This window comes from Mesorhizobium sp. M3A.F.Ca.ET.080.04.2.1 (genome assembly GCF_003952525.1).
Lineage (GTDB): Bacteria > Pseudomonadota > Alphaproteobacteria > Rhizobiales > Rhizobiaceae > Mesorhizobium.
The window spans coordinates 5,806,443-5,820,982 of the sequence record NZ_CP034451.1; the positions used below are offsets into that span (position 1 = coordinate 5,806,443).

The window sequence follows — 14,540 nt, forward strand, 5'->3', positions numbered from 1 at the left end:
AACTGGTGGGCAAATGGACGAGCGGCAGGGCAAGGGTGCTCTCGGCGATATCGGGTTCGGCTATCGGCCGCGCGCCGCCTATGCCTGCGATCCGGCCCATTCGCGCGGCCGGCTGTTCGATGAGCCCGAAAGCCCGACGCGCACGCCGTTCCAGCGCGACCGCGACCGGATCATCCATTCCACCGCCTTTCGCCGGCTGAAGCACAAGACGCAGGTGTTCGTCGCGCATGAGGGCGATCACTACCGCACGCGGTTGACGCATTCGATCGAGGTGGCGCAGATCGCCCGCGCCTTGGTGCGGGCGCTGCGCGGCGACGAGGACCTCGCCGAGGCAGTCGCGTTGGTCCACGATTTCGGCCACACGCCCTTTGGCCATACCGGAGAGGATGCGCTGAACGACAAGATGACCGCTTGGGGCGGTTTCGACCACAACGCGCAGTCTTTGCGCGTGGTGACGCGGCTCGAGCGGCGCTATGCCGAGTTCGACGGGCTGAACCTCACCTGGGAAACGCTGGAAGGGCTGGTCAAGCACAATGGGCCGCTGACCGATGCGCGCGGGAAGGGGCTCAAGGGTTTGGTGCCGCAAGCGATCCGCGATTATTCCGAACTGCACGACCTCGAACTCGATCGCTTCGCCGGCATCGAGGCGCAGTGCGCGGCGATCGCCGACGACATCGCCTACAACAGCCACGACATCGATGACGGTTTGCGCTCCGGTTTTCTCACTCTAAACATGCTGGAAGAGGTCGGCTTGCCGGGCTCGATCCTGGAGGGGGTGCGCGCGCGCTACCCGCGGCTCGACGACGTGCGCACTTGCCATGAGCTGATGCGCCGGCAGATCACCATGATGGTCGAGGATGTCATTGCTTCCACCGCCGCCAATATTGATCGATTCAAGCCGGACAACGCCGACGCCGTGAGAGCGGCAAATGAGACCATGGTGACATTTTCCGCCGAAATGGCGGCGGCCGAGAAGGAATTGAAGGCGTTTCTCTACAAGCACCTCTATCGTCATCCCGAAGTGATGCGCGTGCGCGTCGATGCCGATCGGATCGTCCGCGACCTATTCGACGTCTATTTCGCCGATCCGCGCGCCATGCCGGAGGGTTGGCGGGAAGGCCTCGACCGGGCGGAAGACCGGATCAAAGCCCGCAGTGTCGCCGATTTCCTGGCCAGCATGACCGACACCTACGCGCTCAAGGAGCACAGGCGCCTGTTTGACCATACGCCGGATTTAAGCTAGGGCGGGCGCGATTTGCCGGCCAAGCAGCCGGTCCTCCTGATAGCCGCAAGAAGCCCTGCTCATGAACATCTTCGCCGATTTCAACGCGCGAGTCACAAAAGCTGTCGAAGCCCTTGATCTGAAAGATAAGGATGGCGCAACGCTGGACCTGTCGCGCATTGCCGTCGAGCCGCCCCGCGACGCCAGCCATGGCGACCTCGCCACCAATGCGGCGATGGTGCTGGCCAAGCCCACCGGCCAGAACCCGCGCGTGCTGGCGGAAAGGCTGGCGGCTGCGCTGCGTGGCAACGCTGATATCGCCTCGGCCGAAATCGCCGGGCCGGGCTTCGTCAATCTGCGGCTCAAGGACGGGTTCTGGCAGGCGCATCTGGCAGCGCTGCTCGGCGAGGGCCGCGACTATGGCCGCTCCAGGATCGGCGGCGGCCGCAAGGCCAATGTCGAATATGTCTCGGCCAACCCGACCGGGCCCATGCATGTCGGACATTGCCGGGGCGCCGTGGTTGGCGACACGCTCGCCAACCTGATGGCCTTTGCCGGCTACGACGTGACCAAGGAATATGTCATCAACGATGCCGGCTCGCAGATCGATGTGCTCGGGCGCTCGGCGATGCTGCGCTATCGCCAGGCGCTCGGCGAAGAAATCGGCGAGATTCCGCCCGGCCTCTATCCGGGCGACTATCTGATCCCGGTCGGCCAGGCGCTGGCCAGCGAGTTCGGCCGCGGTCTGCTGGAGATGCCGGAAGAGGAAGCGCTGGCGATCGTCAAGGACCGCACGGTCGACGCGATGATGGCGATGATCCGCGAGGATCTGGCGCTGCTCAACGTGCACCACGACGTGTTCTTCTCCGAGCGCACGCTGCACGGCGACAATGCCAAGAAGATCCGTGCGGCGATCGCCGACCTGACGCTGAAGGGCCATATCTACAAGGGCAAGCTGCCGCCGCCAAAGGGCGAGAAGCCGGACGACTGGGAAGACCGCGAGCAGACGCTGTTCCGCTCGACCGCCGTGGGCGACGACATGGACCGGGCGCTGGTGAAGTCGGACGGCTCGTTCACCTATTTCGCCGCCGACGTCGCCTATCTCAAGGACAAGGTCGAGCGCGGCTTCGCCGACCTGATCTATGTGCTCGGCGCCGACCATGGCGGCTACGTCAAGCGGCTGGAAGCTTTGGCGCGCGCCGTTGCGGGCGATGAGGTCAAACTGACGGTTCTGCTCTGCCAGTTGGTGAAGCTGTTCCGTGACGGCGAGCCGGTGCGGATGTCGAAGCGGTCAGGCGATTTCGTCACGCTGCGCGACGTGGTGGAGGAGGTCGGCCGCGATCCCATCCGCTTCATGATGCTCTATCGCAAGAACGACGCGCCGCTCGATTTCGACTTCGCCAAGGTCACGGAGCAGTCCAAGGACAATCCGGTATTCTACGTGCAATACGCTTCGGCGCGCTGCCATTCGGTGTTCCGGCAGGCAAGCGAGCAGCTTGACGAAGCCAACTTCGACCGCAACCGCCTGGTGGGCTCGGTTTCTGCGCTGACGGACGAGGGTGAGATCGGTCTGATCCGGAAGTTGGCTGAATATCCACGGCTAATCGAATCCGCGGCCCTTGCGCTGGAGCCGCACAGGCTGGCATTCTACCTCCACGATCTGGCTTCAAGCTTCCACGCACACTGGAACCGGGGCACGGACAACCCTGACTTACGTTTTGTTAAGGTTAACGACCGACAATTGACTTATGCCAGACTAGGGCTGGTGCAGGCTGTTTCGGATGTTTTGACGTCCGGCCTGGCGCTGATAGGAGCTGATGCGCCTACCGAAATGCGTTAGGTTTGACTAAAAAACCTGTCACCTTTTGCCCACATTGCGCTGGTAAGGGCCAACCCTGCGCGACGTCCGTGGCGTCCGACTGTGTGCGAGTTCGGGAACAATAATGGCAGACAGAACCCAGCTGAGAGTAGCCGACAACAACGACATTTCCGACGATGATCCGTTCGCGGAACTGACCCGGATTATGGGTTTCGATCCGCGTCAGCCGGCCCGGCCGCAGACGCCGGCGGTCGACAAGGCTGCACCGGGAAACCAAGCCGCGGAAGAGCCCGACTTCGGGATTGATCTCGAAAAGGAGTTGATGGGCGATCTCGGCGCCGAAGAGGAGCACGCGACTGTCGCATTTGAGCCTGTCTCGAGCGCGTCGGCTCATGAAACCGCTGTTGCCGCCACGGACGAAGAGCTTGCCGCAGCCCTCGAGCAGGATTTCATTTTCGATGATGCGGCGGATCACGCCCATTTCGCCACGGGCCGCGCTCCTGAGCTGGAAGCCGACATCGCCTTCGACGATGATTTCGATCAGGCGGTCGCCAACTCGCTGGAGGTGTCGCCGGTCGAGGACGACCTTTCCATAGATCAAGACATCGCCGCTTCACTGGACGAGGGCTTCCATGCCGACCACGAAGCCGGCGCTGATCGTGGCATCGTTGAAGCCGCTGCGGCATCAGCGGCCGAAGCCGCGTTCGACGCTGATTTCGACAATGCTGTGCGGGTGTCGCTCGAGGACGAGCTGGCGTTTGACGATCGCATGCCCGAGCGGGACGCCGTGGCCACTGAAGCCGAGCTGGTCGAGGCCGAGCCCATTGCCGATCAGCCGGCTTCTGAAGACGATTTTGCAGGCCATCTCGAGGATGCGATGGCCGACGTCGAGATGGAGTTCGACCACTCGCCGGATCAGCTTCCGGAACAGCAACTGGCGGTTGACGAGGAGCAGCCGCAAACCAACGAGGTGCCTGCCGAAGTCGTACATTTCGCCGCCGCTCCGGAACCCGGCTTCGATGCCGAGCCCGCGTTCGATGCCGAACCCGCCGTTGATCCCGAACCCGTCGCCGCCCAGGAGGCTGCTGCCGATCAGGACGCCGGCGTCGACCACGAGACCGCGGCCCTGGTTGCCGAAGACGATTTCGAACTCAGCTTCCGTGATGGGCTTGCCGAGGAGCCGGAAGCTCCGGCTGTCGAGCCTGCCGCCGCAGCCCAGACGCCGTTTGCGGAAGCTCCTGCTCCAACTGCAGCAGCTTCGGTTGCGGCTGTTGAGCCTGAGATGCCGGCCGCTGAGCCTGAGATGCCGGCCGCGGCCAGCGGCGAGCGCAGCCTGGAAGACGAACTCAACGCGCTGCTGGGTGCCATGACCGCGCGGCCGATGCCCAAGGAAGCAGCCCCGACGCCACAGCCGGTTGCGCAGCCGACAAGCCACATCGTCCAGGACGTTGCACCCGCCGCCTGGGCTATCGATGGGCAGGAGCCGGCGCAGGACGAGCCGGTTGTCGAGCCGGCAGGCGACGCTGATCTCCACGCATTGCTCGCGGGCGACCTCGATCAAGACGATGCGCCAAGCGCCACCACTTCGAACCAAGCCGAACCGAGCATCGATTTCGACGACGAGGCGTTCGACGCGGCGTTTTCCAAGGGTCTCGAGCTCGATGCGCCGCGCAACGAACCTGCGCGGTCCTGGAGCCGCGTGACCCCGGTCGCGGCGCCCGAGCCCTCTTATGCCGCGCAGCCGACGATCCAGCCGGTGTTTTCGGTGCCGCATATGTCGGCTCCCTCCTATCACGAGGAATCTCTCGAGGATTATTCCGCTGCGGCTTCCGAACCTGTCTATCATGGCCATTCCACGCCAGCGCCGGAACCTGTCGAGGATTATGCTGCGCCGGCTGCGGCGACACAGTCTCGCCAGGACGACGAGGTTCCCGATGTCGAGACCATCGACGTGCCGGAGCGTGTGGTGGCGCTCGCCGACGATCTCGACATTCCCGAGCTCAATTTCGAGGAAGACCAGCCGTCGGCTCCGGCCTACGACGATCTCGACGCCGAGTTCGCCAGCCTGCTCACCGAGATGAACTCAACCGAGATCGCTGCGGCGCCCGTGCAGAGCCGCGCCTATGACGACGACTCCTACGGTTCGGGTTTCAAGACGGGCTACGATCGTCGCGAGTTGCGGGCCGAGACGCAGGCCGCCCCGGCAGCCGCTTCCCACGCCGCGGTGATGCGCGATTTCGATGCCGACGATTTGCCTGGCAGCCGCCCGGTTTCGCAGGCGGATGAGTTCGCCACGGATGAACTGGACTACGATCCGGAGCTCGACGAGGCGATCACCGTACCCGGCCTCGGCGAGAGCCAGGCTGCCAAGCCACGAGGTCGCGGCTTCATGATGGCCGCGCTTGTTGGTGCGGTGGTGATCGCCGGCGGGCTTGGCGCTCTTGCCTTCTCGTTTGGCGGCAAAGGTGGTGCCGAAGCGCCGGTGCTCGTCAAGGCCGACAATTCACCGATCAAGGTCAAACCGCAGAATCCGGGTGGCGCGGTGGTGCCGAACCAGGACAACAAGGTATATGACGCGGTGGTCAAGGGTGGCACCGCCAAGACCGCCGAGCCGGTCCAGGAAAAACTGGTCACCAACACCGAGGAACCGGTCGACGTGGCGTCGAAGGAGCCGCCGCAAAGCCGTGTCGTCGACCTTTCCCCCGACGAGAACGATGCTGCTCCTGGCAGCGGCGCCGCCGCCAACCCAGAAGCGGCAGCACCGGGGGCGGCCGCAGTGCCTGGCGCGGATGAAGCAGCGCCGGGTCCGGACGCGGTGGTGCCGGGCAAAGCTCAGGCGGCTGCGCCCGAAGGCGCCCAGCCCGCCGCTCCGGCGCCGAAGTCCGAAGACCGCATCGCCCAAGTGCTGCAGCAGGATGCCGAGTCCGAGGCCAAGGCCGATGTCGTCGCCGTGGCGCCGCGAAAAGTGAAGACCATGATGGTGAAGCCTGATGGTTCGCTGGTGCCGCGCGAGGATCCGGCTCCCGCCGCGCCGAAGGTTGCCGCGGCAGAGCCGACCGATCCGGCGCCGCAGCATGTCGCGCCGGCAGGGCAGGCCGACCCCCAGCCGACGGCGACCGTGAGCGCCAACCAATCTACCGATCAGACCGATGCCGATCAGGGCGATACGGCCCAGCCCACTGCGGCAGTGAAGCCGGTTGCTGCGCCGAAGACCGAGGCCAAGGTCCAGTCGGCCAAGACGCCCGCGAAGGTGCCCGTGGCGCCGCCGCGCCCGTCCGACCAGCCGGTCGACATCGTCGGCGAGGTCAAGCCGGACCAGGTCGCTTCCATCGACGCGGCCACTGCTTCGGCCGGCGCAGGTTCGTGGTCGATGCAGATCGCCTCCCAGCCGACGGTTGAAAGTGCGCAGTCGACTTATCAGGACCTGCAGCGCCGCTACGGCAGCGTGCTTGCCGGGCGTTCCGCCAACATCGTCAAGGCCGAGATCGCCGGCAAGGGCACCTTCTACCGTGTCCGCGTTCCTGCGAAGTCGCGCAACGACGCGATCAACCTTTGCACCAGCTACAAGGCGGCGGGCGGCAACTGCTTCGTGTCGCACTGATCAATCCAGCCTCTGACAGCCGGCGTTGCCGCGAGGCCACGCCGGCTTCTTCTTTGTGGATGGGTTTGCACGCGCGGGCGTTGGCAGGCAGGGGTGATTCCCTTTGCGCCCTCAAAGCCCTAAGCTCAGGTCCATGACCGAATCAAAATCCATGATCCTCGGCTGCGCCGGGAAATCGCTCACCCCTGAGGAAATCCGCTTTTATCAAAGCGAACATCCCTGGGGCTTCATCCTGTTTGCGCGCAACATCGGCGAACCCGAGCAGATCCGCGATCTGGTCGCGTCCATGCGCGATTGCGTCCGGCGTCCGGACGCTCCGGTCTTCATCGACCAGGAAGGCGGCCGGGTGCAGCGCCTGCGGCCGCCGCTGGCGCCGAACTATCCCGCCGGCGGAGCGCTTGGGGCGCTCTGGCGTGAGGATCGTGAAGCGGGCCGCCGCGCTGCATGGCTGCTGGCTCGCCTTCACGCCTTCGATCTTCTGCGGTTCGGCATCAGCGCCGATTGCCTGCCGGTGCTCGACGTGCCGGTGGAAGGCGCCAGCGATGTGATCGGCGCGCGCGCCTATGGCAAGGAGCCCAATGCCGTGATCGAACTGGGCCGGGCTTCCGCGGAGGGCTTGATGTCGGGCGGCGTGCTGCCGGTGATGAAGCACATTCCCGGTCATGGCCGCGCCTCTGCCGACACCCATTTCGCGCTGCCGACCGTCGATGCCCCGCTGGAAGAGCTGCGAGCGCACGATTTCGCCCCGTTCAAGGCGCTCAACGACCTGCCCATGGCGATGACGGCGCATGTCGTCTACAGCGCCGTCGACCCCGAAAATCCGGCGACGACCTCGGCCAAGGTCGTCAACGAGGTGATCCGCGGCGAGATCGGCTTCGATGGGCTGTTGATGAGCGACGACACTTCGATGAAGGCACTTTCTGGGGATTTCCCGACAAAGGCGGCCGCAATCCTTGCGGCGGGCTGCGATCTCGTCCTTCACTGCAATGGGGTTTTCGAGGAAATGTCGGGCATCGCGTCGCGCAGCAGGCCGCTCGAAGGCAAGTCTTTGCAGCGGGCAGAGCGGGCGCTGACCTATATAAGAGGCCGCGACGGGGCCGACGAAACAGCGATACGCGCGGAATTTGCCACCTATTTCGAAGCGGTGGCCTGAACCGAAAGGCAGAAAGGCAAGTGGCGGAGACATTGGACAGCAAGGCCGCGAAGGCCGCACCGATGGACCGTCTGTGGGCCGAGAATGACGATTCACGCCTTACCGGCGATCCATCGCTGGTGGTGGACGTCGCCGGCTTTGAAGGACCGCTCGATCTTCTCCTGCATCTGGCGCGCAACCAGAAGGTCGACCTTGCGCGAATTTCCATCCTGGCTCTCGCCGAGCAGTATCTGGCCTTTATCGAGAAGGTGAGGGCGCTGAGACTGGAATTGGCGGCCGACTACCTGGTGATGGCGGCCTGGCTTGCCTTCCTCAAGTCGAAGCTTCTGATCCCGAAGCAGCCCGGCGAAGAGGGCGAGAGCGGTGAGGAACTGGCGGCGGTGCTGCAGTTCCGGCTGAAGCGGCTGGAAGCCATGCGCGATGCCGCCGCGAGGCTGGTCAACCGCAACCGGCTCGGACGCGACGTCTTCGCGCGCGGCATGCCTGAAATGGTGATCGTCGAAAAGCGCAACGCCTATTCGGCCTCGCTCTACGATCTGTTGACCGCCTACGCACAACAGCGCCAGAGGCAGGCGATCAACAATGTGACGATCGCCAGGCGCGCCGTCTGGTCGCTGAAGGATGCGCGCCAGGTGCTGGCAAGGCTGGTCGGCACGTTGAGCGACTGGACCGCGTTGGACAGCTTCCTCATCGAATATCTGGCGAGCCGGGAAGAAACCCGCACGGCGGTCGCAAGTTCCTTCGCGGCGACGCTCGAAATGGTGCGCGAGGGCAAACTGGAAGTGCGGCAGGATCAGGTTTTCGCGCCAATTTACCTGCGCGGCCGCGCGCAAGGGGTCAGGGCAGTCGAGGTGGTCTCATGAGCGAACGCGCCAATGCTTCGGTCATCCCGTTCAAGGTCGAAGACGAACCCGAGGACGAGATGGTCGAACAAGGTTCCATCGAGAACCCTGCCGAACGGCTGCAACTGGCGGAGGCCGTCCGCATGGCCGAGGCGATCGTCTTCGCCAGCGCGGAGCCTGTAAGCGAGAAACAGCTCACGGCGCGCCTTCCGGAGGGGGTCAATATCGCGGCGGCAATGGCCGACCTGCAGGAGATCTATTCCAAGCGCGGGGTCAATCTGGTTCGCGTCGGCGATGCCTGGGCGTTCCGGACCGCGGGCGATCTCGCCTTCCTGATGAGCCGGGACACGGTGCAGCAGCGAAAGCTTTCGCGCGCGGCACTCGAGGTGCTGGCGATCATCGCCTATCACCAGCCGGTGACGCGTGCCGAGATCGAGGACATCAGGGGCGTCGAGACCTCGAAGGGGACGCTGGACACGCTGCTGGAGACGGAATGGGTCCGGATGCGCGGACGCCGCCGCACGCCCGGCCGCCCGGTGACCTACGGCACGACCGACGCTTTCCTCGACCATTTCGCGCTTGAGGAAATCCGCGATCTGCCCGGCATGGAAGAACTGAAGGGCGCCGGCCTGCTGTCGACGCGCATGCCGTCCAATTTCTCGATACCGCTGCCGCCGGCCGATCCCGAGGCGCTCGCAGAAGACGAAGATGCGCTGACCGATATCGACCTCGAGGAACTGGGGCTGCTGACCCCGCGCGTCACGGAAGACTGACGCAAAAAAGCCGCTGTTCGGTCGTTAACGGCAGGTGTGCGCGGATTCGTAGCAAGCTGCTCACGCCGAAAATGCGTGACATCCGCCAGCCATTTTATCAACTTCACTGCAGTTGTGTTTGAATCCCTAAGCGAAAACGCATAGATCATCGCCAGGGAAAACATTCGAGAGAGATGTGCAATGGGTTCACTATCGATATGGCACTGGCTGATCGTGCTGGTCATCGTGCTGCTGCTGTTCGGCCGCGGCAAGCTGCCGGAGCTGATGGGCGACATGGCCAAGGGCATCAAGAGCTTCAAGAAGGGCATGGCCGACGACGACACCGCCGAGGACAAGCGTACCGTCGAGCATCGCGCCGACGAGACCGTTTCGCCGGGCAAGGAAAAGGTCAGCAAAAGCTGAGCTCGGTTGTTGCTTTGTGCATGTCGTTGTCCCAAAACCGCTTCGAACTTTTGGGCGACATGCACTAGTCGGAATAAATAGCCATGTTTGAAGTCGGCTGGACCGAAATGCTGGTGATCGCGGTCGTCATGATCGTGGTCGTCGGGCCTAAGGATTTGCCCAACATGCTGCGCACCTTCGGCCGCACGACGTCGAAGTTGCGCGCCATGGCCGCCGATTTCCAGAAGCAGTTCAACGAGGCTTTGAAAGAAGCCGAACTCGACGACGTCAAGAAGTCGGTGGACACGTTGAGAGGCCTCAACCCGGCGACTGAGATCCGCAAGCAGCTCAATCCGTTCGAGCAGGCCGCGGCGGATGTTCGCGCCGGCGTCGACACGATGATGAAGCCCAAGCCCGCCGCGGATCCGGCACAGGAGGCCGCGGCGACGCCGGAAGCTGCGGAGCCGCTCAAGAACGGCGCGACCGAAATGCCCGGTATCAACGGAGCTGAGGTGACGCCGGCCACGCCAACCTTCCCGGTCATGACAGACGCTTCGGTGACCGCGCCGGTTTCGGAAATCGCCAAGCCCGCGGAGCCGGCCAAAAAGGCGGCGACATCCAAGGCGAAGACAGCTCCCGGCGTGGCGAAAGCGACAACGGCCAAGGCGCCGGTCGCGGCCGCCTCTGCAAAGGCCTCGCCGGCGGCAAAGGCTGCAACGCCAGCCAAGAAGGCAGCGCCCAAAGCAGAGCCCAAAGCGGTGGCCACGGTCAGGAAGCCAGCCGTGAAAAAGCCCTCTGATGCCAAGAAGACGGCGGGAGCCGCCAAGTGAGCGTTTCGGATCAGGAAAGAGATGAGATCGAGAAGTCCTCGGCGCCGCTGATCGAGCATCTCATCGAGCTGCGCCGCCGGCTGATCTGGTCACTCGGCGGCTTTTTCATCGCCTTTCTCGCGTGCTTCTTCTTCGCCAAGCGGCTCTTCAACCTACTGGTCATACCCTTCAAATGGGCGACACAATGGGCCGGGCTCGATCCGCATAAGGTCGAGCTGATCTACACCGCGCCGCAGGAGTTCTTCTTCACCCAGGTGAAGCTCGCCATGTTCGGCGGCATGGTCATCGCGTTCCCGCTGATCGCCACCCAAATCTACAAATTCATCGCGCCAGGCCTCTACAAGAATGAGCGCAGCGCCTTCCTGCCGTTCCTGATCGCATCGCCCATCTTGTTCCTGATGGGCGCCTCGCTGGTCTATTTCTTCTTCACCCCGATGGTGATGTGGTTCTTCCTCGCCATGCAGCAGGTCGGCACCAACGACCAGGTGCAGATTTCGCTGCTGCCGAAAGTGTCGGAATATCTCAGCCTGATCATGACGCTGATCTTCTCCTTCGGCCTGGTGTTCCAGCTGCCGGTAGTGACCAGCCTGCTGACGCGTGTCGGCCTGCTGTCGTCGAGGGGACTGGCGGAAAAGCGCAAATGGGCGATCGTCATCGCCTTCGTCGTCGCCGCGGTGCTGACCCCGCCCGATCCCATGAGCCAGATCGGCCTCGCGATTCCGACCATCCTGCTCTACGAGGTCGCCATCTTCTCCTCGCGCCTAATCGAGCGCAACCAGGAGCGCGACCGCTTGGCGCGTGAGCGGAAAGAGAGCGCAAGCACGGTCGCCGACAAGGCGCCGGACGCGTCCTCGAGCTGATCGCCACATCGGGAAAGCCGGAAAAACGCCGCAGCCGCGGCCGCCTGTCTTGCATCAATCAAGGATGCGGTTTACGCCCTCTGGCCTGAAATGCGTCGCCTCATGCGATGCGTTTCAGCTTTTGTTTTGAGCATGTCGCTGTCCCAAAATCGCAATGCATTTTTGGGCGGCATGCTTAGCCGAGGACCGACAAACCATGCTTGATATCAAATGGATTCGCGACAACCCGAAGGCTCTGGTCGAAGCGCTCGTGAAGCGCTCGTGGTCGGCCGGTGAGGCGCAGTCCACCGTCGACGAGCTGATCGCCAGGGACGAAGCGCGGCGTGCGCATCTGAGCGAATTGCAGGTCAAGCAGGAGCGTCGCAACGCCGCCTCGAAAGAGATCGGCAACGCGATGCGATCGGGCGATGCGGCGCTTGCAGAAAAGTTGAAGGCCGAAGTCAGCGAGATCAAGGCATTCATCCAGAATGGCGAGGCACGCGAGCGCGAGCTCGACAAGGCGCTGAACGACGGGCTAGCGGTGCTGCCCAACGTACCGCTCGACGACGTTCCCGTCGGCAAGGACGAGCACGACAATGTCGTCAAGCGCATCGTCGGCGAGGTGCCGCCGCGCCCGAACTGGGTGAAGGAGCATTTCGAGATCGGCGAAGCTCTCGGCATGATGGATTTCGAGCGGGCGGCGAAGCTATCCGGCTCGCGCTTCACGGTGCTGAAGAGTCAGCTCGCCCGCATGGAGCGCGCGCTCGGCCAGTTCATGCTCGACCTGCACACCGCCGAGCATGGGTATGAGGAAATCCAGCCGCCGCTGATGGTACGCGACGAGGTGCTTTTCGGCACCAACCAGCTGCCGAAGTTCGAACTGGACCTCTTCTTTACCCCGCATGGGGACGGGCGCCTGGGACTTATTCCGACGGCCGAAGTGCCGCTCACCAACCTCGTGCGCGAGGAGATCACGGCGCACGAAAGGCTGCCGCTGCGCTACACCGCGCTGACGCCATGCTTCCGCTCGGAGGCGGGCTCGGCGGGGCGCGACACGCGCGGCATGCTGCGTCAGCACCAGTTCTATAAGGTCGAGCTGGTCTCGATCACCGACCAGGAGAGCTCGCTTGCCGAGCACGAGCGCATGACCCAATGCGCCGAAGAGGTGCTAAAGCGGCTCCGCCTGCCGTTCCGCACGGTGACGCTCTGCACCGGCGACATGGGGTTCGGCGCACGCAAGACCTACGACATCGAGGTCTGGCTGCCGGGTCAGAACGCCTATCGCGAGATCTCGTCCTGCTCGGTGTGCGGCGACTTCCAGGCCCGGCGCATGGATGCCCGCTACAAGGACAAGGACGGCAAGGGCAACCGCTTCGTGCATACGCTCAACGGCTCGGGCACTGCGGTCGGCCGCGCGCTTATCGCGGTCATCGAAAACTACCAAAACGAGGACGGCAGCGTAACCATTCCTGAAGCGCTTCGGCCTTACATGGGTGGTCTCGCGAAGATCGAATCCAAATGAGCTCATGCGCATCCTGCTGACCAATGATGACGGCATCCATGCCGAAGGGCTGGCGTCGCTGGAGCGCATCGCCCGGACGCTGTCGGATGACGTCTGGGTGGTGGCACCGGAGCAGGACCAGTCCGGCTACGCCCATTCACTGTCGATCTCGGAGCCGCTCAGGCTGAGGAAGATCGGCGAAAAGCACTATGCCGTGCGCGGCACGCCGACCGACTGCGTCATCATGGGCGCGAAGAAGATACTGCCCGGGCCGCCGGATCTCATCCTGTCGGGCGTCAATTCCGGCGCCAACATCGCCGACGACGTCACTTATTCGGGCACCGTCGCGGGCGCCATGGAAGGCGCGCTGCTCGGCGTGCGCTCCATCGCCGTCAGCCAGGCTTATTCCTACGTCGGCGAGGACCGCGTTGTCCCCTACGAGACGACCGAAGCGCTGGCGCCGGCACTGCTGAAGAAGCTGATTGCGACGCCGTTGCCGGAAGGGGTGCTGCTCAACGTCAATTTTCCGAACTGCGCGCCCGACGAGATCGAAGGGACGGTCGTCACCTCGCAAGGCAAGCTGGTGCACAGCCTGTGGGTCGAAGAGCGGCGCGACGGGCGTGGCTTGCCTTATTACTGGCTGCGCTTCGGCCGCGAGCCGGTCGAAGGCAAGAAAGGCACCGACCTTCACGCGATGCGCAATCGGCTGGTGTCGGTGACGCCGCTGCAGCTTGACCTCACCGCCCATGAACTCCGCGACCAGCTGACCAAGGCGCTCTCATGAACATGGCCCTCGACGACCGCGAAGGATTTGCTGCTTTCCTGCTTCGCCTGCGCGGCCGGGGCACTGCGCCGAAGCCGCTGGTCGCCGCTTTCGAGGCGACGCCGCGGCGCGGCTTCCTGTCTGCGCAGTTCCATTCGATCGCCTGGTCGGAAGGCATGCTGCCGATCGACTGCGGCGAGGCGATCGAGGGCGCGGACCTGCAGGCGGCGGTGCTCGCGGCGCTGGCCATCGAGCCGGGAAACCGCGTGCTCGAGATCGGCACCGGATCGGGCTACACCGCTGCCGTGATGTCGCGGCTGGCCGCCCGCGTCGTCACCATCGACCGCTACAAGACCCTGACCGAACAGGCAAAGCAGCGCTTCGAGGCGCTGGGCATCAGCAACGCCATCGCGCGCCAGGCAGATGGCTCCAACGGCCTGGCCAATGAAGGGCCGTTCGACCGCATCCTCGCCTGGGCTGCTTTCGACAGCCTGCCGCGCTTTCTGCTCGACCAGTTGTCGAGCGGCGGCATCGTCATCGCGCCGATCGGCCCGGAAGAGGGCGAGCAGGTGCTGGCCAAGCTGACCAAGGTCGGCAGCCGTTTCGAACGCGAGGACATCGGCATGGTCAGGCTGCAGCCGATATTGCGAAGCGTCGCCGCGGTGATTTAGCCGGGTTGGATTCATGGGAGGCCAGCCGGCAACTGGCGGCTTCCACGCTTCCGATGCTCACGTCACGCTCCGCTCTCGTCTCCGGCTGACCTGAATCTCGGCCCACCGCCTCCGATCGAAAATGTTTTAAGAAAATTTTTGACGG

Annotated in this window: 12 protein-coding genes; all 12 read left to right on the forward strand. The window is 64.1% G+C overall.

The annotated features are described in order from the left end of the window. The first annotated feature begins 13 nt into the window (after window positions 1–13). The 12 genes from EJ074_RS27700 to EJ074_RS27755 all read left to right on the forward strand — a co-directional run bounded on the left by EJ074_RS27700 (window position 14) and on the right by EJ074_RS27755 (window position 14,395). Complete coding sequence (locus EJ074_RS27700; protein WP_095807176.1) at window positions 14–1,243, forward strand: deoxyguanosinetriphosphate triphosphohydrolase; 1,230 nt, start codon at window positions 14–16, stop codon at window positions 1,241–1,243. 61 nt (window positions 1,244–1,304) lie between these two features. Next, window positions 1,305–3,062 (forward strand): arginine--tRNA ligase, encoded by a 1,758-nt coding sequence (gene argS, locus EJ074_RS27705; RefSeq protein WP_129553899.1) that lies wholly within the window; start codon window positions 1,305–1,307, stop codon window positions 3,060–3,062. A gap of 103 nt (window positions 3,063–3,165) precedes the next feature. Beyond that, a complete protein-coding gene (locus tag EJ074_RS27710; protein WP_095807178.1) occupies window positions 3,166–6,642 on the forward strand; it encodes an SPOR domain-containing protein in 3,477 nt (1,158 codons plus the stop codon). 133 nt (window positions 6,643–6,775) lie between these two features. Next, window positions 6,776–7,795, forward strand: a complete 1,020-nt coding sequence (gene nagZ, locus EJ074_RS27715) for a beta-N-acetylhexosaminidase (protein WP_095807179.1) — start codon at window positions 6,776–6,778, stop codon at window positions 7,793–7,795. A gap of 62 nt (window positions 7,796–7,857) precedes the next feature. After that, window positions 7,858–8,658 carry a ScpA family protein gene (locus EJ074_RS27720; RefSeq protein ID WP_095807180.1) on the forward strand — a complete coding sequence of 267 codons (801 nt, stop codon included), beginning with the start codon at window positions 7,858–7,860 and terminating at the stop codon, window positions 8,656–8,658. Beyond that, window positions 8,655–9,410 carry an SMC-Scp complex subunit ScpB gene (gene scpB, locus EJ074_RS27725; RefSeq protein ID WP_095807181.1) on the forward strand — a complete coding sequence of 252 codons (756 nt, stop codon included), beginning with the start codon at window positions 8,655–8,657 and terminating at the stop codon, window positions 9,408–9,410. The genes EJ074_RS27720 and scpB overlap by 4 nt, the downstream gene beginning before the upstream one ends. A 180-nt stretch (window positions 9,411–9,590) precedes the next feature. Beyond that, window positions 9,591–9,812 carry a twin-arginine translocase TatA/TatE family subunit gene (locus EJ074_RS27730; protein WP_095807182.1) on the forward strand — a complete coding sequence of 74 codons (222 nt, stop codon included), beginning with the start codon at window positions 9,591–9,593 and terminating at the stop codon, window positions 9,810–9,812. An 83-nt stretch (window positions 9,813–9,895) separates the two neighbouring features. Then, a complete protein-coding gene (gene tatB, locus EJ074_RS27735) occupies window positions 9,896–10,621 on the forward strand; it encodes a Sec-independent protein translocase protein TatB (RefSeq protein ID WP_095807183.1) in 726 nt (241 codons plus the stop codon). Next, window positions 10,618–11,481 (forward strand): twin-arginine translocase subunit TatC, encoded by an 864-nt coding sequence (gene tatC, locus EJ074_RS27740; RefSeq protein ID WP_095807184.1) that lies wholly within the window; start codon window positions 10,618–10,620, stop codon window positions 11,479–11,481. The genes tatB and tatC overlap by 4 nt, the downstream gene beginning before the upstream one ends. Before the next feature lie 196 nt (window positions 11,482–11,677). Further along, complete coding sequence (gene serS / locus EJ074_RS27745; RefSeq protein WP_095807185.1) at window positions 11,678–12,982, forward strand: serine--tRNA ligase; 1,305 nt, start codon at window positions 11,678–11,680, stop codon at window positions 12,980–12,982. A gap of 4 nt (window positions 12,983–12,986) precedes the next feature. Next, the gene (surE, locus tag EJ074_RS27750) at window positions 12,987–13,745 is read left to right on the forward strand and encodes a 5'/3'-nucleotidase SurE (RefSeq protein ID WP_129553900.1); all 759 of its coding nucleotides are present in this window, start codon (window positions 12,987–12,989) and stop codon (window positions 13,743–13,745) included. After that, on the forward strand, window positions 13,742–14,395 hold the full coding sequence (locus EJ074_RS27755) for a protein-L-isoaspartate(D-aspartate) O-methyltransferase (RefSeq protein WP_095807187.1): 654 nt from the start codon (window positions 13,742–13,744) through the stop codon (window positions 14,393–14,395). The genes surE and EJ074_RS27755 overlap by 4 nt, the downstream gene beginning before the upstream one ends. Window positions 14,396–14,540: the final 145 nt, after the last annotated feature.

Bases quoted from the DNA above. Each gene is read 5' to 3' on its own strand.
- EJ074_RS27700 (WP_095807176.1), top strand. From the start codon at position 14: ATGGACGAGCGGCAGGGCAAGGGTGCTCTCGGCGATATCGGGTTCGGC.
- argS (WP_129553899.1), top strand. From the start codon at position 1,305: ATGAACATCTTCGCCGATTTCAACGCGCGAGTCACAAAAGCTGTCGAA.
- EJ074_RS27710 (WP_095807178.1), top strand. From the start codon at position 3,166: ATGGCAGACAGAACCCAGCTGAGAGTAGCCGACAACAACGACATTTCC.
- nagZ (WP_095807179.1), top strand. From the start codon at position 6,776: ATGACCGAATCAAAATCCATGATCCTCGGCTGCGCCGGGAAATCGCTC.
- EJ074_RS27720 (WP_095807180.1), top strand. From the start codon at position 7,858: ATGGACCGTCTGTGGGCCGAGAATGACGATTCACGCCTTACCGGCGAT.
- scpB (WP_095807181.1), top strand. From the start codon at position 8,655: ATGAGCGAACGCGCCAATGCTTCGGTCATCCCGTTCAAGGTCGAAGAC.
- EJ074_RS27730 (WP_095807182.1), top strand. From the start codon at position 9,591: ATGGGTTCACTATCGATATGGCACTGGCTGATCGTGCTGGTCATCGTG.
- tatB (WP_095807183.1), top strand. From the start codon at position 9,896: ATGTTTGAAGTCGGCTGGACCGAAATGCTGGTGATCGCGGTCGTCATG.
- serS (WP_095807185.1), top strand. From the start codon at position 11,678: ATGCTTGATATCAAATGGATTCGCGACAACCCGAAGGCTCTGGTCGAA.
- surE (WP_129553900.1), top strand. From the start codon at position 12,987: ATGCGCATCCTGCTGACCAATGATGACGGCATCCATGCCGAAGGGCTG.
- EJ074_RS27755 (WP_095807187.1), top strand. From the start codon at position 13,742: ATGAACATGGCCCTCGACGACCGCGAAGGATTTGCTGCTTTCCTGCTT.